Origin of the sequence: Thiomonas sp., from assembly GCF_034007205.1 — a bacterium.
Classification (GTDB): Bacteria; Pseudomonadota; Gammaproteobacteria; order Burkholderiales; family Burkholderiaceae_C; genus Thiomonas.
On sequence record NZ_JAVERI010000011.1, the window covers coordinates 92,741 to 112,330 of the forward strand.

At 62.8% G+C, this 19,590-nt stretch carries 27 protein-coding genes; 9 read left to right on the forward strand and 18 right to left on the reverse strand.

The features are described from left to right. The first annotated feature begins 152 nt into the window (after window positions 1-152). The 7 genes from RBR52_RS10500 to RBR52_RS10530 all read left to right on the forward strand — a co-directional run bounded on the left by RBR52_RS10500 (window position 153) and on the right by RBR52_RS10530 (window position 4,943). Window positions 153-392 carry a DUF6364 family protein gene (locus RBR52_RS10500; RefSeq protein WP_320377156.1) on the forward strand — a complete coding sequence of 80 codons (240 nt, stop codon included), beginning with the start codon at window positions 153-155 and terminating at the stop codon, window positions 390-392. Further along, window positions 382-819 (forward strand): TA system VapC family ribonuclease toxin, encoded by a 438-nt coding sequence (locus tag RBR52_RS10505; RefSeq protein ID WP_320377157.1) that lies wholly within the window; start codon window positions 382-384, stop codon window positions 817-819. Before RBR52_RS10500 ends, RBR52_RS10505 begins: the two co-directional genes overlap by 11 nt. A gap of 188 nt (window positions 820-1,007) precedes the next feature. Then, window positions 1,008-1,301: a hypothetical protein gene (locus tag RBR52_RS10510; protein ID WP_320377158.1), complete on the forward strand. Its 294-nt coding sequence runs from the start codon at window positions 1,008-1,010 to the stop codon at window positions 1,299-1,301. Next, window positions 1,301-1,663, forward strand: a complete 363-nt coding sequence (locus RBR52_RS10515) for a type II toxin-antitoxin system PemK/MazF family toxin (RefSeq protein WP_320377159.1) — start codon at window positions 1,301-1,303, stop codon at window positions 1,661-1,663. The genes RBR52_RS10510 and RBR52_RS10515 overlap by 1 nt, the downstream gene beginning before the upstream one ends. A 138-nt stretch (window positions 1,664-1,801) precedes the next feature. Next, window positions 1,802-3,010: a lipopolysaccharide biosynthesis protein gene (locus RBR52_RS10520; protein WP_320377160.1), complete on the forward strand. Its 1,209-nt coding sequence runs from the start codon at window positions 1,802-1,804 to the stop codon at window positions 3,008-3,010. Beyond that, window positions 3,007-3,765 carry a class I SAM-dependent methyltransferase gene (locus RBR52_RS10525; RefSeq protein WP_320377161.1) on the forward strand — a complete coding sequence of 253 codons (759 nt, stop codon included), beginning with the start codon at window positions 3,007-3,009 and terminating at the stop codon, window positions 3,763-3,765. Before RBR52_RS10520 ends, RBR52_RS10525 begins: the two co-directional genes overlap by 4 nt. Beyond that, entirely contained in the window at window positions 3,762-4,943 is a 1,182-nt protein-coding gene (locus RBR52_RS10530; protein ID WP_320377162.1) for a glycosyltransferase family 9 protein, read from the forward strand. The genes RBR52_RS10525 and RBR52_RS10530 overlap by 4 nt, the downstream gene beginning before the upstream one ends. Here RBR52_RS10530 and RBR52_RS10535 read toward each other — a convergent pair. From RBR52_RS10535 to RBR52_RS10600, 14 genes are all read right to left on the reverse strand, one after another. Beyond that, entirely contained in the window at window positions 4,920-5,810 is an 891-nt protein-coding gene (locus RBR52_RS10535; protein ID WP_320377163.1) for a glycosyltransferase, read from the reverse strand. The two genes, RBR52_RS10530 and RBR52_RS10535, sit on opposite strands and share 24 nt — an antisense overlap. Continuing rightward, window positions 5,807-6,721 carry a glycosyltransferase gene (locus tag RBR52_RS10540; protein WP_320377164.1) on the reverse strand — a complete coding sequence of 305 codons (915 nt, stop codon included), beginning with the start codon at window positions 6,719-6,721 and terminating at the stop codon, window positions 5,807-5,809. Before RBR52_RS10540 ends, RBR52_RS10535 begins: the two co-directional genes overlap by 4 nt. A 65-nt stretch (window positions 6,722-6,786) precedes the next feature. Further along, window positions 6,787-7,911, reverse strand: coding sequence for a glycosyltransferase family 4 protein (locus RBR52_RS10545; RefSeq protein ID WP_320377166.1), 1,125 nt, complete (start codon window positions 7,909-7,911; stop codon window positions 6,787-6,789). A gap of 94 nt (window positions 7,912-8,005) precedes the next feature. Beyond that, window positions 8,006-8,395: a type II toxin-antitoxin system VapC family toxin gene (locus RBR52_RS10550; protein WP_320377167.1), complete on the reverse strand. Its 390-nt coding sequence runs from the start codon at window positions 8,393-8,395 to the stop codon at window positions 8,006-8,008. Next, on the reverse strand, window positions 8,392-8,628 hold the full coding sequence (locus RBR52_RS10555) for a type II toxin-antitoxin system prevent-host-death family antitoxin (RefSeq protein WP_320377168.1): 237 nt from the start codon (window positions 8,626-8,628) through the stop codon (window positions 8,392-8,394). The genes RBR52_RS10550 and RBR52_RS10555 overlap by 4 nt, the downstream gene beginning before the upstream one ends. A 96-nt stretch (window positions 8,629-8,724) precedes the next feature. Beyond that, window positions 8,725-9,129: a type II toxin-antitoxin system VapC family toxin gene (locus RBR52_RS10560; protein ID WP_320377169.1), complete on the reverse strand. Its 405-nt coding sequence runs from the start codon at window positions 9,127-9,129 to the stop codon at window positions 8,725-8,727. Further along, window positions 9,129-9,383, reverse strand: a complete 255-nt coding sequence (locus RBR52_RS10565; protein WP_320377170.1) for a type II toxin-antitoxin system prevent-host-death family antitoxin — start codon at window positions 9,381-9,383, stop codon at window positions 9,129-9,131. Before RBR52_RS10565 ends, RBR52_RS10560 begins: the two co-directional genes overlap by 1 nt. A 115-nt stretch (window positions 9,384-9,498) precedes the next feature. Next, the gene (locus tag RBR52_RS10570; RefSeq protein ID WP_320377171.1) at window positions 9,499-10,422 is read right to left on the reverse strand and encodes a glycosyltransferase family 2 protein; all 924 of its coding nucleotides are present in this window, start codon (window positions 10,420-10,422) and stop codon (window positions 9,499-9,501) included. Next, complete coding sequence (locus tag RBR52_RS10575; RefSeq protein WP_320377172.1) at window positions 10,423-10,980, reverse strand: Uma2 family endonuclease; 558 nt, start codon at window positions 10,978-10,980, stop codon at window positions 10,423-10,425. Then, window positions 10,977-13,004: a hypothetical protein gene (locus RBR52_RS10580; protein WP_320377173.1), complete on the reverse strand. Its 2,028-nt coding sequence runs from the start codon at window positions 13,002-13,004 to the stop codon at window positions 10,977-10,979. Before RBR52_RS10580 ends, RBR52_RS10575 begins: the two co-directional genes overlap by 4 nt. Before the next feature lie 80 nt (window positions 13,005-13,084). Continuing rightward, window positions 13,085-15,133 (reverse strand): hypothetical protein, encoded by a 2,049-nt coding sequence (locus RBR52_RS10585; RefSeq protein ID WP_320377174.1) that lies wholly within the window; start codon window positions 15,131-15,133, stop codon window positions 13,085-13,087. Continuing rightward, the gene (locus RBR52_RS10590) at window positions 15,130-15,990 is read right to left on the reverse strand and encodes an REP-associated tyrosine transposase (RefSeq protein WP_320377175.1); all 861 of its coding nucleotides are present in this window, start codon (window positions 15,988-15,990) and stop codon (window positions 15,130-15,132) included. Before RBR52_RS10590 ends, RBR52_RS10585 begins: the two co-directional genes overlap by 4 nt. A 58-nt stretch (window positions 15,991-16,048) precedes the next feature. Continuing rightward, complete coding sequence (locus RBR52_RS10595) at window positions 16,049-16,408, reverse strand: winged helix-turn-helix transcriptional regulator (protein ID WP_320377176.1); 360 nt, start codon at window positions 16,406-16,408, stop codon at window positions 16,049-16,051. After that, on the reverse strand, window positions 16,390-16,677 hold the full coding sequence (locus RBR52_RS10600; protein ID WP_320377177.1) for a DUF6516 family protein: 288 nt from the start codon (window positions 16,675-16,677) through the stop codon (window positions 16,390-16,392). Before RBR52_RS10600 ends, RBR52_RS10595 begins: the two co-directional genes overlap by 19 nt. A gap of 221 nt (window positions 16,678-16,898) precedes the next feature. Between RBR52_RS10600 and RBR52_RS10605 the strand changes: the two genes are divergently transcribed. Both RBR52_RS10605 and RBR52_RS10610 read left to right on the forward strand, forming a co-directional pair. Beyond that, on the forward strand, window positions 16,899-17,102 hold the full coding sequence (locus RBR52_RS10605; protein WP_320377179.1) for a type II toxin-antitoxin system VapB family antitoxin: 204 nt from the start codon (window positions 16,899-16,901) through the stop codon (window positions 17,100-17,102). Continuing rightward, the gene (locus RBR52_RS10610) at window positions 17,102-17,479 is read left to right on the forward strand and encodes a VapC toxin family PIN domain ribonuclease (protein WP_320377209.1); all 378 of its coding nucleotides are present in this window, start codon (window positions 17,102-17,104) and stop codon (window positions 17,477-17,479) included. The genes RBR52_RS10605 and RBR52_RS10610 overlap by 1 nt, the downstream gene beginning before the upstream one ends. A 32-nt stretch (window positions 17,480-17,511) precedes the next feature. Here RBR52_RS10610 and RBR52_RS10615 read toward each other — a convergent pair whose 3' ends face one another. The 4 genes from RBR52_RS10615 to RBR52_RS10630 all read right to left on the reverse strand — a co-directional run bounded on the left by RBR52_RS10615 (window position 17,512) and on the right by RBR52_RS10630 (window position 19,401). Beyond that, the gene (locus tag RBR52_RS10615) at window positions 17,512-17,883 is read right to left on the reverse strand and encodes a transcriptional regulator (RefSeq protein WP_320377180.1); all 372 of its coding nucleotides are present in this window, start codon (window positions 17,881-17,883) and stop codon (window positions 17,512-17,514) included. Window positions 17,884-17,901: 18 nt separating this feature from the next. Continuing rightward, window positions 17,902-18,204, reverse strand: coding sequence for a type II toxin-antitoxin system HigB family toxin (locus RBR52_RS10620; protein ID WP_320377181.1), 303 nt, complete (start codon window positions 18,202-18,204; stop codon window positions 17,902-17,904). Window positions 18,205-18,381: 177 nt separating this feature from the next. After that, window positions 18,382-18,621: a hypothetical protein gene (locus RBR52_RS10625; protein WP_320377182.1), complete on the reverse strand. Its 240-nt coding sequence runs from the start codon at window positions 18,619-18,621 to the stop codon at window positions 18,382-18,384. 324 nt (window positions 18,622-18,945) lie between these two features. After that, window positions 18,946-19,401 carry a pilin gene (locus RBR52_RS10630; RefSeq protein WP_320377183.1) on the reverse strand — a complete coding sequence of 152 codons (456 nt, stop codon included), beginning with the start codon at window positions 19,399-19,401 and terminating at the stop codon, window positions 18,946-18,948. Between the last annotated feature and the right edge of the window lie 189 nt (window positions 19,402-19,590).

Consider the following 19,590-nt stretch of genomic DNA (forward strand, 5'->3'; position numbering starts at 1 on the left):
CTTACTTATACGACGGGGGTCAGGTCTAGCTTTGATGCTCCTGTTTTGATGCATTTGCTACAAAGCTGGACCCTGAAAACACTGCTTTGAATGCCCTTTGAATGGCGCCTCCTCAGCCATAGAATACAGATATCTGTACGCCAGCAACCGCCATGAAAACCACGCTCAACTTGAATGATGCCTTGCTGACGCAGGCCAAGGCGCTGGCGGCGCAGCAGCGCACCAGTCTCACGCGCCTGATCGAGGAGGGGCTGCAATGGCGTTTGCGCGAGCGCGATGCGCCCGTCAAGGCCATCCGCATTCCGGTGCATCACGGTAAAGGCGGGCTGGCGCCGGGGCTCGACGGCCTGAGCAACAAGGCCATGTTCGAAGCCGCAGACCATGACGCCTGACGTCAACGTGCTGGTCGCCGCATCGCGCAGCGACCACCCGCACTTTGACGTGGCCCGAGGCTGGCTGGAGCAGGCCGTCGGCAACGCCGCGCAGGGCGCCATGTTGACGCTGCAACCCATGGTCATTGCCGGTTTCCTGCGGCTGGTGACGCACCCAAGAGTATTCATCCAGCCCACGCCGATGCCCGATGCCTTGCACTTCATCGAGGCCCTGCTCGCCGCGCCCGGCGTACAACAGACCAAGCTGGGCGGTGAATGGCATGCCCTGCGCAAATTGTGCGCAGACAAGGCGCTGAGCGCCAACGCCGTGCCCGATGCCTGGCTCGCCGCGGCCGTCATTCACCAAGGCGAGCATTTGGTCAGCTTCGATGCCGACTTCAGGCGCCTGCTGCCGCGCAGCCAGTTCACCCGGCTAGCGGCGGCGTGACGAAAGCGGGGTCAGGTCTAGCTTTGATGCATTTGCTACAAATCCAGACCCTTCTCTTGCTCCTTGATGCCCAAAGGAATCAAGGTTTCAATTGCGGAATGATGCTACGAAGCTAGACCTGACCCCGACAACTCCAAGACTCGACAGTAGAATTGCATTTCAATTTGTCATGCGATTGGAGTGACATCATGTCAGCCATCAGTTTGCGGCTTCCCGATGACATCGAGCGCCGCCTTGATGCCGAAAGTAGCGCTTCCGGGGTAACCCGCTCCGATCTTGCCCGCACGGCCATTGCCGAGTTTCTTCAGCGCCGTGAGCGGGATCGCTTCATGCGGCAATTGCTGGCCGAGGCGCAGACCGCCTACGCCGATCCGGCCACGCGCACCGCCGCGCAGGAATGGGCGGCTCTCGCGTTTGCGGATGGCGTGTCACACGCGCGCGCCGATGAAGAGGTGAGTGCCGAAGGCGTGTGGTGGCGTTGATGCGGCGCGGCGAAATCTGGCTGGCTAATCTCAATCCGCCTCGCGGACGCGAGATCGGCAAAATGCGCCCAGTGCTGGTCGTGCAGTCGGACGAACTTCTTGCCATCGATACCCCGCTGGTCGTCGTATTGCCCCTTACCACGCAGATTCGGCCCGGCATGTCGGCCTGGCGCGTTCACTTCGCCAAGCGGCAGCGCTTGCTTCAAGACAGTCAGATCGTGATCGACCAGCCGCGAGCGCTCGATCGTGAAAGGCTGATTGACGGCCCCTTGGCTGAAGCCAGCCGACAGGAGATGGAAACGGTGGATAGAAGCCTCGCGGCCGTCCTCGGCTTGCCCTTCAAGCCTGTTTGCGATGTATGACATCGTTATCGGATGCGTGGGATGCGTGGGGTCAGGTCTAGCTTTGATGCATTTGCTACAGAGCTAGACCTGACCCCATCTACTCCCCTTCAATCGCGGAGTGATGCTACGAAGCTAGACCTGACCCCAAAACACCTGTTGCGCTGGCGGCCCGGCGCCTATGCCCGCGACGGCGCCTGCATTTTCATGTGGCTGCTGCTGCGCGCCGCGGCGCAGGCGGCGACCGTGCTGTTGCTGGCACGCTGGCTGGGCGCAGAAGGCTATGGCGTGTTTGTCGCCGCGCTGGCCGTGGCGAGCTTTTTCACGCCGTTGGCGGGCATGGGCATGGCGGCTATTTTGTTGCGCGATGGCGCGCGCGAGCCTGAGCGAATCGATGCCTTGCTGCGCCAAGCCCTGCGATGGTGGCGGCGCAGCGCCGTGTTGAGTATTGGAGTCGGTGTGCTGGCGATGCAGTGGGGCCTGCCCTCAGCGCTACCGTGGGCGCCGCTCGTGGCCTTGGCTGCGGGAGAAATCGCCGCCGGTTCGCTGGTGGAAATCCTCTCACGCATGGCTCAGGCGCGGCATCGCGCCGCGCGTTTCGGCGCCATACAGGCCGGGCTTCCTGGCGTGCGTTTGCTGGCTCTGCTCGCGCTGGCGATGTTTGCCGTGCCCACGCCCACGCTGTGGATGCTGGTCTATGGCGCCAGCAGCCTGGGCTATGCCGCTGCGCTGCTGTGGGTCGAAACCCGATCGATTCAGCCCATGCCGTCAGCGCACATCGCTGCGCGCGACGGATTACCTTTCGTCACTGGCGCTTTGTCGTATCGCTTGCAGGCTGAATTCAACAAGCCCGTGCTGGCCCATCTGGGCTATGCGCAGGCGGGCGCGTTCGGCATTGCGCAGCGCGTGGTTGATCTCGCTGCGCTGCCGCTCTCCGCCTTGCAGGAAGCGCTCTGGCCCCGGCTGTTCGCCAGCGCCGACCCGCGCAAGCGGGCGCTGCGCAGCGGCGCGGCGCTGCTGCTGCTGGCCTTGCTCGCAGGCGGGGTGCTGATGCTGGCTGCCCCGCTGCTGCCCTGGCTGCTCGGTGCAGACTACGAGGCAGCGGCGAACACGCTGGTCTGGCTGGCCTTTCTGCCCGCGCTGCAAGTCGCCCGCAATCTGGGCAATGCGTGGTTGATGGCGTGCGGGCAGACGGCGATACTGAATCCGGTTTACATCGCCGCTTCCGTGGTGGGTATGCTGCTGACTGTCGTTCTGGCGCCGCGTTTTGGCTTGAATGGTGCGGCAGCGGCGGCTTATGGGGCCGAAGCCACCGCTTTGCTGGCGCAGTGGCTGCTGCCAAAGTGGGAAAAAGAGGGGGGAAGATGAACGATCCGTCGAAAGAGGTTTTTGACAATTACTTGCCTCATTACGGCAAGACAGGAGCGCGGTCGTTCGCGTCAATCGACGATGTCAAACGTTTCCGTCTCGAACGTTTGCCGCGCTGGCTCGATCGGGTGGACAAGCAGGCGAAAATCCTTGATGCCGGTTGCGCAACCGGGTATTTGCTCAGTCTGCTGCATGAAAGTGGTTATCAGCACCTCACCGGCGTCGATCTGTCTGAACAACTCTTGCACGAGGCGAGGCAGCGACTGCCCGACACGGTGCAACTGCATCAGGCCGATGTGCTGGATTTTCTTGCGCAAACGCCTGAATCCAGCTTTGATCTCATCCTGTTTCACCATGTTCTGGAGCACATCCCGCGCGAGCACACCATCGCCCTGTTGCGCGCCTTCCGCCGCTGCCTGCGAGAGGGAGGCATTCTGAGCCTGAAGGTGCCCAATGCGGGGTGTTTGCTGCTCGGTCATACCTGCTATGGTGATTTCACCCATGTGGTGCATTTCAATGAGGTTTCACTGACGCAGGTTCTTGAGCAGGCCGGTTTTGAGCGGCTTGAATTCGTCCCGCATCCGCCTGTGCTGTATTGGTCCTGGCGGCATCCGATACGCGCCGTTTTCCGTGTGCTCAATCGCTTGCGCTGGCATCTGAGCGCCTGGGTTCATAGGGCGGCCGGCATTCTCTTCGATACGCAACCCAAATTACGCTGCCACGAAATCGAGCTTGAGGTGGTGGCGAGCAAATGAACGGGCGCCAGCGCTGGCAACTGGCCGTGCGGCGAGTCAAGCGCAGTATCGAGTGGGTCATTTATGGCCTGTTCGATGGCTGGGTTTTGCGTTCGCAGCGCGTGGTGGTCAATGCGAACGGCACGGCAATCGTACATTTGGAGCTGCTGGGTGATGCCGTGATTTGGTTGCCTTACGGGCAGGCGTTAGTCAGGCATTTGCGCGCTCAAGGGCGAGACGTGACGCTGGTTGTGGACGCTGCCCTCGCGCCGGTTCTAGCCCCTGCTTTCCCTGATGCGCGAATCGAAGCCTTCGATCGTCGCGGGGCGCTGAAAAACTGGAATCTGCGACGGCAGAGTCTGCTTTCATTGAGGCGTTTGGCCGTTGCCGAGAGTATTCAGACCAGCAGCCCTCGGGATGGCCTGTTGCAGGATGCCGTAGTGCGCGCCCTGGGGGCTCCTGCCTGGGGCTTCGAAGCCGTTTACCGGGATCGCCCGTGGTTTGACCGCCGCATGGGCAACAGGCTATACGCGCACCGAGTGCCCGAGCAAATCGGCGTGCATCAGAACTTGCGTCACAAAGCCTTGTTGCAAGTTCTGGGCGTGGACGCTTCGAGCGTGCGCCCAGCGGATTTAGGCGCGCTGCCGCCTTCTCCGCTGTCTGGCCGCTATTGGGTGCTGGCTCCGGGCGCAAGTAAAGACTTCAGGCGTTGGCCCGCGGAGCACTTCGCAGAGATTGCGCGGCGTTTGGCGCAGTGTCGGCCAGGCTGGCGATGCGTGGTGGTGGGCTCTGCGCAGGAAGCGCAGCTTGCGCAGCCAATCGTGCGAGCCTTGGGCGCGAACGTCGTCGATTTGACAGGACGAACTGGCCTGCCAGCCTTGCTTGCCTTGATCGCCGGTGCCCGCTTGGTGTTGGGCAATGATTCGGCGGCAGGGCATATCGCTGCCGCAGTGGGCACCCCCAGCGTGATGATGGTCGGCGGTGGGCACTGGGGGCGTTGCTATCCCTACAACCCGGCGGAAGCGCCGGTGCGCAGGCTGCCGCACGTTGTCGGCCATCCCATGCCTTGTTTCGGCTGCGACTGGATTTGCCGATATACCTCGCGCGTCGATCAGCCGTTTCCTTGCATCGATGCTATCGACGTAGACGCCGTGTGGCAGCAGGTTGAGCGCGTCTTAGCCTCGGCTGAGGGCGGTTGAGGCTTTGCGCGCGCGTTGCAGGGCTGGGTCTGCGCCATGCGCCAGACGCCACCCCTGCCACAGCGCATGAAAGGGCAAAAGGCTGCGGTATCGCAACGAACGCACCAGCGCGCGGGCGGGCAGGCTCAACCCTCTGCCGATCGTGAGCATGGCGCGGTCAAACGGGTTTCGCGCCAGCTTTCGTGCCAGCAGCCAATGCCCCGCGACCAATCGTGTTTCATAAAATTCAGAGCCCACGCCGCTCGATGCGCTGCCTTCATGATCGACCAGCACCTGCGGTATATGCGCCATTCGTTGAGAGCCAAGACGCCAGCCAAGCATCACGTCTTCGCCGTACATGAAAAAGTCTTCATCGAAAAGCGGCAGCTCGATGCGCTCAGGCGCGATCATCAGCGCACAGCCGCTGGGAGAAGGAAAGCTCCCCGGCAGGGGCCGGTCAAACCGCAGCAGGGCCAGATGGCGCTGGTAAAACACCGTGCCCGTGGTATGTCCAACTTGATCGATACGCGGATAGGCAATGACGACCTGCGGATTTTCCAGACACTGCCTGAGCCGTGACAATGCCTCCGCGCGCAGGGTGGCGTCGTTGTTGAGTAGCATGATCCATGCCGCTGGATAGCGCGCAAGTATGGCCTCGATGCCACGATTGACCCCTGCGGAAAAGCCCAGATTGCATGGGCTCGATTCGATGTGCACCTGCTTGGTGTCGGCCCAGTGTTGATCCAACGCGGTGGCAGACACGCCGTTGTCTTCCGAGTTGTCCCAGACCAGCACGGCGTTGGCGCCGTTGTCCAGAAGCGACTGCACGCAGCGGGTCGTGCGCGCGGCGTCGCGGTAGTTGAGCGTCAAGCCGACGATGGTTTTCATGGCGCATTGGGGGGGTGGAATCCGGCTTTCAGGCCGCACCACATGTTTTTCAGTTGTGTGCCGCGCTGCGAATCAGCAATGCCGAATACGAGGAAAGTGAGCAGTAGTTTGAGTGCTGCCCACACTTTCCAGACGGCAGGCACATAAGGGCGGCGCATCAGCCAAAGCGTATTTCGAAACAGATAGAAATGCCGCGTTGCGCTACGCCATGGCCACACACGCCAGCCCAGGAACCAATAACGCACGCCGTGTTGACCCATGCGGTGAGTGAATATCGCCTCAGGAATGCCCCAGAGCGTTCCGCCATTGGAGATCAGGCGGAAGGACCATTCCGTGTCGATGTGGTCGATGAACAAGGCGGCATCGAGTTTTCCAACTTGCTTGAACGTAGAAAGAGTCGTTAGTGTGCCGCTGCCGTTGAGGTTGGCTACGGGGATGGGGACTTTCTGGTAGACGCTAGGGTAAGTACGTTTCCATCTCCACCACGTCATCTGGTGAAAGCCGTGCGTGAGATGCGTGTCTGCGTCGCACAGTAACGGGCCGATTGCGCAGAGTTCATGCCCATTGGCGCGCAACTGCTGCAGCGCATGCGTCAAGCACTGGATGCTTCCTGGTTGGGGCTCGCTGTCTTGATCTAGGAGCAAGACAAATTCGCAATGCGGGGCAGCTTTGTTTACATAATCTATGCCTTGGTTGAGCCCCTGTCCAAGCCCAACATTGATCGGATTTTCTATCAGCGTGCAATTTTTGACGCCTTTTACGCACCTACTTAAGGCCGCCCGGGTTTCTGGCGAAGATGCGTTATCCACGATAACTTTGAAACTGTTTTCTGGCAGACAAAGAAGCTGGCGCAAGAGTTGCTCAAGGTCAGGTTGATAAGTGACCGTGATTGTGGCGATTAGACCGGGCATGGCAATGGTTTTTGCTCCACGGCTTGCGATTGCTGTTCGATGTGCTGTTTCAGGGCTGCACTGATTCAAGCTTCATTCAGCAGGATATTGCAAAGCCGTGCACCGAAAGCCTCCCAGGAAAACCGTCGTGCAAACGCTATAACAGGGTTAGTCGGCAGCGGCCTCTGCAAAAGCCCTCTGACGGCGGCGGCGAAGGCGTCAGCATCCCCCGGCAGCACGAGCCTCCCGCTGATTCCGTCAGCCACGGCATCGACGATCCCGCCAGTGGCGTAGGCGACAGTGGGCAGGCCGTGGGCGGCGGCTTCGACGGCGACCATGCCGAAACCCTCGGGGTCGTGGGCGAGTTCGCGCACGGGGAAAACGTGAAGGTCTGCGCCGAAATAGGCGTCGGCCAGTTCGACTTCAGAGAGCTTGCCGAGAAAGCGCAGATGGGCGCCGACGCCTGCGGCATCCGCCGCGGCCTGGATGCTGGCGGGGCTCTGGCTTTGCGCATAAAGCGCGTTTTCGGGTGCTTCGCCCACGACGACGAGCAGCACATCGGGATGGGCCTGCACGATTTGCGGCAGCACTTCGCCGACGAATTCCCTCAGTCCTTTGCGCGCGGTGAGGCGGCCCACGCTGAGCAATACCGGCGCGTGCTCGGCGATGCCCTGCGCGGCGCGGAAACGTGCGCGTGCCGCGGGGTCGGGCGCGGGAAGTTCGACGCCGGGGTGGACGATGGTGAGGCGTTCAGCGGCGATGCCGATGCCTTGGGCCAGTGCCGCGGTCGCGCTGCTGTTGGCGATGACGGCCTGCATCCGGCGCAATGCAGGCCGCCACAGGGCGCGGTAAACGGGGTGGGGCACGGTGAGGTCGAGGCCGTGCACATAAACGACGGTGCGCGAGTCACTGGCGCGGGCCGCCCACCATGCCAGGGGCGCGGTCAGGCCGCTGCCGGCGAGCACGATGTCGGGCCTCCATTCGCGCGCTTCCTTGCGGGCCAGGGCAGCGGCGCGCAACAGAAAACGGCGCAAGGGTTTGAGGGGCGCTTCCCGCACGATCATGCCGGGCGGCGCATGCTCTGCGGCGCCATTCGGGGCGATGACGCGCACCTCGAATGACTTCGCCAATTCTGCCGCCATATGCCAGTTCAGGCGCTCCATGCCACCCCAGAGCGGGGGGAAGTTGCGGGTGACGAGCAGGAGTTTCATGGTGTGTGGGCGGGGGCGTGGGGTCAGGTCTAGCTTTGTAGCATTTGCTACAAAGCTAGACCTGACCCCAAAGCCTTACGCAGTCTGAGCAGGCTCACCACAGCAGCGCAACGCCGAAAGCGGCCATCGCCTTGTCGGCGCTGACCAGGGTGAGCCGCTCGATTTCGGCTTGCGCGGCGAGCATGCGGTCGAATGGATCGCGGTGTGCGGCGGAGTGCTGGCCTGCGCGCACGGCGTGGCGGGCGTTGACGGCCAGCTCGGCCATGCGTTCCTCAGCGAGGACATCCGGCAGGCGTAATACGAAGTCAGCCGTGAGGTGCGGCATCTTACCGATGCGCTGCTTGGTGGCGATTTCCCACAGGCTCGCTGCGCTCACCAGGACGGAGTTCTCGGCGTCGCCGATGGCTTGCCGTGCCGGTGCCGACAGCCGCGGGTCGTCGGCAAGCCACCACAGCAAGGCGTGGGTATCGAGCAGCAGGCTCATTGGCCTTCCCAGGCGCGCAGTTCGTCTTCGGGAAGAGGCTCGAAAAAGCCGGGGTCAATGGTCATGCCCTTGAACCGGCCCGGCGTGCGCTGGCCGGTGGGCTGCGCCAGCGGCACCAGCCGTGCGTAGGGTTTGCCGGCTTTGGCGAGGATGATTTCCTCGCCCGCATGCGCCTGGTCGAGCAGGCGCGAGAGGTGAGTTTTGGCTTCGTGGACGTTGACGATCTGCGGCATGATTGATTGTTGACTAACTGGTTTAGTCCATCCTAGTGCCCAGCGCGCGGAATGTCACCCTTCCCCTTCTCTTCCTTTTCTCTGAACGGCTCATCTTCATCGCACCACGCCCACGCCTGCCGCCATCGCTGCCTGCATCAACGCCTCGTCCTGCGTGGCGATGGAAAGCTGCAGGCGCAGCGCGAGTTCGAGATAGGCGGCGTCGTAGCTGGTCAGATCGAAGCGCAGGGCGAGCGCGAGGAGTGCCGCGGGCGATTGCGGCTGCGCGTCAATCGTGATGGGCAGGGCGCTGATTTCTGCGCTGATTTCCTGCGCGCGCTGGGCCACCAGGGCGCCGCGCTGGCATGCGGTGCGCAGCACATTGGCGAGTTCCAGCGGCCATAGCCCCGGCGCGATGGCGGTGTCGTCGAGCAGGCGCTGGGCAATGGCTTCGGTGTAGGGCGTGGCCTGATTGGAGAGAAACCACCCGCAGACCACCGAGTTGTCGATGACGAAGGGCATCAGCGTGCGCCTTCGCGGGACAGCGCCTTGACGTCGCCTTCGAGTCGAACCTCGTCGCGCCAGGCGCGCAATCGCGCAAAGCTGGCGGCGATGCGGCGTCTGGCCTCCGCCTTGCCTTGTTTGGCCGTCGGCTCGGCGATGAGCCGGGCGATCGCCGCGCCGCGCCGGGTGATGGAAACGATCTCGCCTTGTTCCGCGGCGACCAGCAGTTCGGAGAAACGGTTTTTGGCTTCATAGACCGGCACGACTTTCATGGGGCGCTCACTGTGTGAAATGGCTAGCTCGATTTTAGTCCGTCAACCCTCACGCTTGTACGCCAGGTTGGTGCTACGAAGCTAGACCTGACTCCCTCAAGCCCTCCAGGCGCCGTCAACCCTCACGCTTGTACGTCAGGTTGGTGATCTGTTCCGAGATCAGCCCGATGAGAAAAACGATCACGCTGGCGCTCATCAGCAGGGCGCTCATATTGGTGAAACGTCCCTCGGTGGTGTAGGTGTAGCCATACCATCCCAGGCCGAGCAGCGCGAAGCCCGCAGCCACCGGTGCGAACAGCTTGAGCGGCGAAAACAGCGTGGCAATCTTGAAAATGATGAGCAGAAAGCGCACGCCGTCGCGCAGCGGCCGGATGTGGCTCCTGCCCACGCGCCTGGCCGCCACGATGGGCACATAGGCCACCGGGTAGGCGCTGCGAAAGAACGCCATGGTGCTGGTCGTCGGGTAGGAAAAGCCGTTGGGCAGCAGGTGGATGAATTCGCGGAACCTCTCGGCGCGCGCGGCGCGAAAGCCGCTGGTCAGGTCGAGCACGGGGTGGTTGGTCATCCAGCTCGCCAGGCGGTTGTAGAAACCGTTGGCCAGGCCGCGGCCCACGCTGGCTTGAGAACCGTTGCCGCGCGCGCCCACGACCATGTCGTAGCCTTCATCGAGCTTGGCGAGCAGGCGGGGGATGTCGGCGGGGTCGTGCTGGCCGTCTGCATCCATGAACACCAAGACGTCGCCTTGCGCCGCGCGCGCGCCGGTCTTGATGGCGGCGCCGTTGCCCATGCCGTAGGGTTTGCTGATGACCCGCGCGCCCGCGCGCTCGGCAATGGTGGCGGTGTCGTCGGTCGAGCCGTCGTTGACCACGATGACTTCGGCTTCGGGGTAGAGATCGCGGATGCGGGCCACCGTCTGGCCGATGGCGCCGGACTCGTTGCGGGCGGGGAGGATGATGGAGAGAGCGTTGGGGGTCAGGTCTAGCTTTGTAGCATCCGATGCTACAAAGCTAGACCTGACCCCAAGGATGTCTTCTTTCATTCAATCCGTCCAAAGACTGGTCAGCGGCAGTTCGATGGCGTCGAACGGCGGCACGCGCGGGGTGTCTTCACCTGCCCAGACGCCGAGCAGCAGCCAGCGGCCGTTCTCGTTTTCATAGGCTTCGAGGGTGCGGGCGTCGGGATCGACCAGCCAGCAATGCATCACGCCCGCGGCAGCGTAGCGCGGCAGCTTCAACACCCGGTCGGTGCGCACGGTGGAGGGGGAGAGCACTTCGCAGACCCAGTCGGGGGCGAGTTCGAACCAGGCGGCATCGGGCAGGCGGGGCAGGCGTTCGCGGCGCCAGCCGGCGAGATCGGGTACGAGGACGTCGGGCCCTAGGTGGAGTTCGGGTTCGTCGAAAATCCACCAGCCGCCCGGGCCGCTCTCGCCTGCGTCGAACGGGCCGTCCAAGCGGCCGCCAATTTTGGAGGCAGCACGTACATGTTTGGGACGAGGGCGCGGCTGCGCGTACAGCGTGCCATGAATGATCTCTCCCACCTCGTTTTCTGGCAGGGCGAGCAAGTCCTCGTAGGTGGCGAATTTCCGTGCGGCGGTCATGGCTTGGCGGATGGCGGGGATGGCGGGTATTGTGCCCCAGCCTTGGCGGCGATTTCCTGCGTCAGCACCTTGCGCAGATGGGCCTCGCTCTCCTGATAGAAGCCGACATGCCGCAGCCAGCGCTGGTGCAGCGCGGCCATGTTCCAGCCGTGGATGTGCGCCAGCGGCGACGGCACGGCATCGAGCAGGTCGAGCGCTTGCCGCTGATGTCCGGCGCTGGCGAGTTCCACCGCGAAGCGCAGGCGCGCGCCCACCGGCAGATCGGGCAGGCGCAGCGCTCGCAGATCGAGCGCATAGGCGTCCTGAACATGGCCTGCAGCGAGCGCGGCCAAGGCTTGGCGGTGCAGCAGGTCGCGCTGCACTGTGGTCTGCTTCGCATGCGGATTGGCCAGCGCCGCGGTGATGAGGTCTTGACCAAAGTCCGGCCCGAATGCTGCGCATGTGCCCAGTCCGTCGAGCAGCTTGCCGAACTGATATTGGGTGACGTTGTCGGCCAGATTGGCGGTGCGCGCCGCCTGCAGCAGGCTGGCACGCAAGCCCTGCGGCGGCTGCCCCTGGGCGCACGCCACCCCGGCGCGGTTGATGAGCAGAATGAGGCTGCGCGGGTGCTCGCGCAAGGCGGCGTCGAGCAGCCGCGCGGCTTCGGGCGTGTTGCCGACCTGACTCCAGAAATTCGCCAGATAGCTTTGGGCGCGCGGGGAGTTCGGGTGCTCGCGCGCCCACACCAGCGCCTGCTGGAAGGGCTTGCCCCAGACGTCGGCGCGGCGCGCGGTTTGAAGGGCGAACAGCGCCAGCAGGGCGATGGCGAACCAGATCGGCCAGCGTCTTTTTGGGGTCAGGTCTAGCTTTGTAGCATGTGATGCTACAAAGCTAGACCTGACCCCCGCCAATCCAACCAATCCGATCGTCAGCGGCAAAAACATCAACCCCGCCGGCAGGTAGTTGCGATGTTCGAACGCCAGTTCGAGTTGCAGCCAGGTGCTTTCCATCACCTGTCCGGCCAGATAGAAGCCCACGGCCACGCCTGCCGCGGCGACCACGGGGCTGCGCGCCCAGCGCGACAGCACGGCAAAGGCAAGCAGCGCGAGAATGCCGAGCACGGCCAACAGCGTGGACAGCGGATGCAGCAGCCCGGTGGACAGCACGATGTCGTCGTGGAACAGGCCGCCGTCGTGCGCGCGCGCCAGCCAGATGTCGCCCAGATACGTCCAGACGATGCGGCTCTCGGTGAGCAGACGTTGCAGCGGTGTGAAGTCGCGTCCGGCGGTCGCGCCGGTCCACAATCCCGGCAGAAACGTGGCGAGATAGCCCAGCACCGCCAGTGCGGGCAGGCGGATGAACACCCAGCGCCAGGCTAGGAAAGTGCGCCCGCCCTGCTCCAGCGCACTGCGGTTGCGGTCGAACACCAGCGCCTCCAGCACCCAGGCCAGCAGCGGCAGCAAGGCACCGTTTTCCTTCGACAAGGTGGCCAGCAGCGTTCCCAGCGCCAGCGAGACGCTCATCCACGCATAGCCCGCACGTTTGCGCCCCTGTGCCAGCAGGGTTCGGCCATGTGCATAGCCCCACAGCCCGGCGAACACGAAGGTGGCCGCGAGCATGGCCATGCGCTGCACCACATACAGCGTGGTGCTCACCCAGAACGGATCGAGCAGCCACAGCCCCGCCGCCAGCACGCCTGCCCAGGCCGCAGGCTGCCGCGCCAGACCCAGCGCCCGCGCCAGCGCCGCGCACAGCCCGGCGAGCAGCGCGCCGTTGAGCAGGTGGATGGCCACATTGGTGAGCTTGAACGCCTCGGGCGCGGCAGGCCAGTTGCGGGCATCGAGCAAAAAAGTGGCGAGCGACAGCGGCCTGCCCGTCGGCCCGGCAAAACCCGAGGTCAGAAACGCGACCACTTTCCACCAGGTATCGATGCGTCCGTAGTCGCCCAGCGGAGCGAGGTTGGAGAAGTCGTCGAACAGAAACGGGCCGGTGCGGCCGGGCCAGTAGGAGATCCAAGTGACGATCAGCAGGGCGAGCAGCGCCAAGAGGGGCCAGATGGGGGTCAGGTCTAGCTTTGTAGCATGAGGTGCTACAAAGCTAGACCTGACCCCATTCAAGGCTTTTTTCATCGTTTTTGCGCCAGTTCTTTGCCCAGCTTGCCGATTTCCGCATCATGAATGCCGAAGCGATCGAGTTCGCGCATGCGTTCCAGCACATGGTTCGCATCGGAGTAAAGCCCCGCGGCCATCTGCATGACCAAGAGGTTCTTCCAGTAGTCGTACTTGCCGGGGTCGAGCGCCACGGCGCGCAGCATGAGATGGTAGGCCAGCGGGTTGTCGTGCGCGAGGTTGGCGGCCCAGTTGGCTTGCAGGGTGACCAGATCGGCGCGGCTGGGGTTGCGCTGCACCGCGAAGGCGATCAAACGCCCGAGTTGCTGCACATCCCCCGGGGTGTAGTGGCACACGCCGTTGATGCTGCACTGGATCAGGCTGTAGAGCGCGCCGACGTCTTCCGCGCTCATCGGCGAGGTGGCGATGGTGCGGTGCATTTCGGCCCACCAGCGCGGCTGAATCGGCAGATCGTTCTTCGCCGACATGAACACCAGCGCCTGCAGCGGCTGCAGATCGGCGCCGGGCAGCAGGGCGCCCTGCTCCATCTGCCGCATGCCCATCTCGAACTGCGGGCTGCCCACGCCCTGCGCGGTGATGAGCATCATGCGGCCCAGGTCGTAGCTGGCGCGGGGCGATTTCGGATGCGTCGTCGCCTCGAAATACGCCAGCCGGTACGGATTGCCCCAGGTCTGCGCGCGTATCGCGGTAAACACGCCGTAAAGCGCGATTAACGCCGAGATGCCGCCCACGGCGAGCAGGCGCAGCGTGCGGCGGCGCTCGGCGTCGGGCGTGCTCCCCCTCCCGGCCTCCCCCAGCAAGTGGGGGAGGTGAGAACGGCGCTGCGCGGATTGCGGGCTCCAGGTGAACAGCAGGGCGAACAGCGCCAGAAACACCCCCCAGTCCGGCAGATAGTTGCGGTGCTCGTACACCAGTTCCAGCGGCACGAAGGTGGAGAGCAGCGACTGCCCGGCAAACCACCACAGCACGCCGAAAGCAAACAACGGCAGCCTGCGGATCAGCGCCAGCGCCGCGCCGAGCAGCGCTGCCAGAAACGCCCAGCTCGCCGCCGTCGTCCATGGCGACAGCCAGCCGGTGGAAAGCGCGAGGTCGTCGTGATAGAGCGACAGCGCATCGGGCGTGGGCAGCACGATCCAGCGCAGATAGTCCACCAGCACCCGCCCTTCGGTGAGCAGCCGCTCGCTCAAGGTGAACGGGCGCGCGGCATAGGCCGAGCCATTGAGCGCGCCGGGCAGCAGCCACGCCAGACCGAGCACGCCCGGAATCAGCAGCAGCACCACGAACACCGGGATCAGCGGGTTGAGACCGGGCAGAGGCGTGTGCTCTCCCTCCCCACTTGTGGGGGGGGCCGGGGTGGGGAGGCTTTGCCCCGCAAGCGCCCCGCGCAGCACCACCCACTCCAGCACGAAGGCATAGGCCGGCAACATCACCCCGGTTTCCTTCGCCAGCGCGGCCAAGGCCGTGCCGATGGCCAGACTGCCCCAGATCCAAGCCAGCGCCCCACGCCGGCCCGCGATCAGCCGCATGCGCCCGTGCCAATACCCCAGCAGCCCCAGCAGCACAAAGGTCGAAGCCAGCGCCTCCTCGCGCTGAATCACATACAGCACGGCAGTGAGCTGAATCGGCGCCAGCACCCAGGCGGCAGTGGCCAGCAGCGCCAGCGTGGACGAGCCCACCAGCCAGGGGCGCGGCGCCCGACTCTCCAGCCAGCCCAGCACCCGCACAGACAGCAGCCACACCAGAGCGCCGTTGAACAGATGCAGCAACACATTGCCCAGTTTCAGCGGCCAGGGGTTCATGCCTGTGAACACCATCTGCGCCGCAAAGGTGAACATCGACAGCGGCCGATCCAGCGGCCCCGCATGCGCGCTCCAGATGGCGTGCCAGAAGTGGGTCTGCAGCGCACTCTGCGCAAACGCCGCGTTGTCCACCAGATTGCCGAAATCGTCGAACACATAGCCGCCCGACAGACCCGGCCAGTAGACCAGCAGACCCAGCGCGAGAATGACCAAAAGAAAAATCCTGGGGGTCAGGTCTAGCTTCATAGCATGCGACCCGCCTTTTGCTTTTCTTTTTGACGGCGCACCACACGACCCACCGTGGTGAAATGCACGCCGAAATACTCGGCGATCTGCGTGTAGCTGTATTGACCCGTCGCATGCGCGGCGGCGATGGCGTCGTCACGGTCAGGGTGACGGGCGGCGATTTCCGCCAGCGGCATGGGCGGCGCACGGCGCTGTGCGCGCGGCACCTGCAGCGCGGGCGACTGTCCGGCCTGGGCCAGCATGCGCGCAACAAAAGCCGCATCGCCCAGATACACCTGACCCTGCAGGCGGCTCCACAGCGGAGGCGCCTTCACACCTTCGGCGACGAACTGCGCATAGGACTGCATCGCCGCACTGCGCTGCGCGCCGAAAGCCGACAGCAGCGCATCCGTCGTCAGCCAGCGCGGCGGCTGCACCTGCCCCGTCATCGCGCCATGACTGCTCCACGGCCAGTCCTGCGCCTGCCGCACCATGCCCGCCCGCACCGGGTTGAGCACCACATAACGCGCCACTTCCAGCAGATAACTTTCCCGATCCACCAGAATCGCCTTGTAGCGTCCCTGAAACACATGCCCCACCCGGCCATGCTTGCGATTGCTGCGCTGGGTATACGCGCCATTGAGCTGGCGCATGCCCTTGGACAAATTGCCATCCGGCGTTTCCACCAGCAGGTGATAATGATTGGTCATCAGGCAGTATGCGTGCACCTGCCAATTAAAGTCGGCCACCACGTCGCCCAGAATGTCCAGAAACAAGCGGCGATCCGAATCATCCTCAAAAATCGCCTCCTGCCGGTCGCCGCGGGCCGTGACGTGATAGAGCGCATGCGGGAATTCGAGACGCAGAGGGCGGGACATGGGGCGAGTGTAGTGGCTCGAATGCTACGAAGCTAGACCTGACCCCGAAGCCCGCTCCTCACGCCGCCTGCCGAATATGCATATCCACATGAATATCCGCATAAGGACTGACGACGCCGCCGCGCTCGGTGCGCTCCAGCAGTCCTAACTCCGCCAGTGCGGTGACATCTTCATGTACCCGCTTGACGTCGCGCCCGAGGCGGCGCGCAAGTTCGCGCACGGAGATCTCGCCTGCTCCCTGCAATGTGCGCACGATATCCCAGCGCTTGCCGCTCATGCGGCTGAAGAACAGCGCGGGCGATTCGAAATTGAGAATTTCGCCAAGATAGTGATCCGCAGCGAATCCCGCGCGCGCGGCGTCGCGCAAGCCCGCCCAGCCCTGCGGGCCAACGGTGATGGTCAGCGTGCGTTGTTCCATTTTTCCACCTCGCTTTGAAAATCATCGATCAGGCGATCCACATCGACAAACCGGTAAGGAAACTCCTTGGCGCCAAGGTGCATGTGATCACCTTTGCCCCGTTCATTGTCGAAACCGACCACGCGCCGACCATCGACCACATAGACAAGACGGTATTTGAACGCGTGGGCACTTGGCGGCAGCGCGTGAGGCAAGCGCCAGATCACCATCTCGATCAGGCCGCCAAGGTCCAACACGTTGCGATAGCGCATCACCAGATCGGCCTTCATGTTGGCAATCATGCCAACGGAAGACGAAGCAGTCAATCAGCCAGCACAAAAATACCGATTCGCGGCGGGTTTCGGGGTGAAGAATGATGGAGAAGGGGGAAGGGGGGGGTGCTACGAAGCTAGACCTGACCCCGTTCCTTCGTTCCTTCATCACAAACCAATCTTTGGCGTTGTGATCAAATAAGTGCAAAATTGCATCAATTTTGATGCAGGAGGACCCCATGAGAACCACCGTCACCATTGATGACGCGCTCTACCAACGTGCACTGGAAGTGGCCGAGCCCGGCATGGAAAAGGCCGACCTGTTCCGTGAAGCCATCAAGACATTTATACGTGTTCAGGCGGCCAAGCGGCTCGCAGCCCTTGGCGCAGCCGCACCGGACATGCAGGAGATTCCCCGCAGCCGCGACGATGCCCCGCAATGATGGGAGTGCTCGTCGATACCTCGGTGTGGGTGGATCACTTCCGGCATTGCAACGAGGCGCTGGTTGAACTGCTCGAACTCGACCTAGTGTTGGCGCACCCCCTGGTTGTCGGCGAGATCGCCTGTGGAACGCCTCCCAACCGGGTGCAAACCCTGGCCGATCTCAGTCGGCTGCAGCAACCCCAGCAGGCCAGCATGCGCGAGGCGTTGGCCTTTGTGGAACGCGAGCACTTGTTTGGCCTGGGTTGCGGCATGGTGGACATGCTCCTGCTGGCCTCCACATTGATCACGCCGGGCGCTGCGCTGTGGACTCTGGACAAGCGACTGCGCGTGCTTGCCGAGCGCTTCGAGGTGCTGCACCCATCCGGCCTGCGTTGACACATTTCTTCTTCACTGGGGATGCTACGAAGCTAGACCTGACCCCGCCCACCAATCAGCACATCAGCCGGAATGCCCAGTCTCTGGTGCAGCCTGCGAATCATGGCCAGTGTCAGCGGGCGCTTGCGGTTCAGGATTTCGTAGACGCGGTTGCTTTTGCCAATGATCGGCTCGAGATCTTTCACGGACAGACCGCCCTGCTCCATCCGGAATTTGATGGCTTCCACCGGATCGGGCGCAGTGATGGGCGCGTGCTTGGCTTCAAAGGCTTGCACCAGCGTGGTCAGAATGTCCAGACGATCACCCTCCGGCGTACCCAGATCAGGGTCGGAATCCATCAAGGCCGAAATCTCCTTGAGCGTGGCCTTGTGGTCTGCTTCGGTGTGGATGGGGCGGATGTCCATGTTTTGCTCCGTGGCCGTTCAGGCCGAATCGATGGTTTCTGCGTCCACCGCGTCGTACTCCTTGTGGGTGCCGACAAACTTCACGTAGACGATCTGTAGCTTGTAGGCAATGGCCACGATCAGCCGGTAGTCATTGCCTTTGATGTTGAAAACCACGCGACGGTTCTTCAGCACACTGGCGCTGCGGTGCCGCGCCTTGATGTCGGCGGGCTGCGTCCAGGTCGCATGCGTAGCTTCCTCGTACCAAGCCTTCAGCGGCTGCTCGGCGTCGGGATGTCGCTCCCAGAAGGCCCGAAGGGTGGATACGGCAATCACGCGCATGGGCCCGAGAATAGTCCCATGATGGGACATTCGCAAGCGGTTCGAGAGCGCGAAGGCGTTTCACCTGCCAGTGCGCAGCGAGAGTCCATGAAAAAACCCGCCTCGCGGCGGGTTTCGGGGTAAAGAAGGGGGGGTGCTACGAAGCTAGACCTGACCCCGCCCCCTTTTTCTCTCCGGTCATGCCAATTCAAGCCGATGCTCCACGCGGTCGATGCGCTCGCTCAAGTGGTCGATGGAGACTTGCTGCGACGCAATCGAACTGGCAAGGTGCCCGATGTGCTGCAGCACTGACCCCTGGCCGGCCTCCAGAGTGGACAGCCGCGACTTGATCTCTTTCAGGTCGCGCTCGATGCGATCCTGCCCTGCCTGAAAGCGCTTGAGATGTTCCAGGATGAGATTGTCGATGCTCTCAGGCATGGTCTTGCTCCCTTGAAGAACAACATTCGCCTTCATGATAAGCCAAGGTGGACTGCACTGGGGGCGTGGGCATCATGGAGAGTTCCCTCCACACACAATCGGGGTGAAGAAGGGGTAAGGGATGCTACGAAGCTAGACCTGACCCCATTTCTTCCTCAGCGGGGTTCACGATCAAGTCTCCTGATGCAGGCGCAGCATAGGCCATGCATAGGCTGCTGGTGTCAATGCGTCAAGGCGGCCAATGAAAAAACCCGCCTCGCGGCGGGTTTCGGGGTGGGGAAGGGGGAGGGATGCTACGAAGCTAGACCTGACCCCATTCGTTCTTTAGGTACAAGACGAAGGCAAATATTTTGAAGGCAAGGGATTTTTTGTTCCGGCCTTGCAAGTAAATTTAACGCTGCCGCCAGTGGTGGTTGCAGACAGCACAAGAGTGTCGCCATTAATAGCGCTATTGGCCTTTTGTGGTGATTCACTGCTGTAAGTAACCGTAATTTGACCTGGTGTTGTAGAGATATCAACGCCGCTAACGTAATTTCCAGTAATCGAGGAAGCTGACGACAATCCTGCTGATGCGTTATTGGACGGCCAGTTACCATGATTGGTATAAAACTCCGCCATCGCCGTCTTCGCCCCATCCGCCAGACTCAACCCCTCCGAAACCTGCGCCCGAATCGTATAATCCTGATACGCCGGAATCGCGATCGCCGCCAAAATACCAATAATGGCCACGACGATCATCAACTCGATCAGCGTGAAGCCTTGCTGCAGTTGCTTTTTCATTTGAAAAACTCCTGAGAGTGGAAAGTAAAAAATCAAAACCGGTTGGGTAAAAAAACCGCAGCCCGAAGCGGAGCAAAGAGCGGAACAAAGGCAACAAAGTCTGGAGATGCCGTGCTCCGAGCTGCGGTGGACTGACATCACCCCCCGATGGGCAGGTTTTACAGAGCACATGCCGTGCCAGCCAATTTG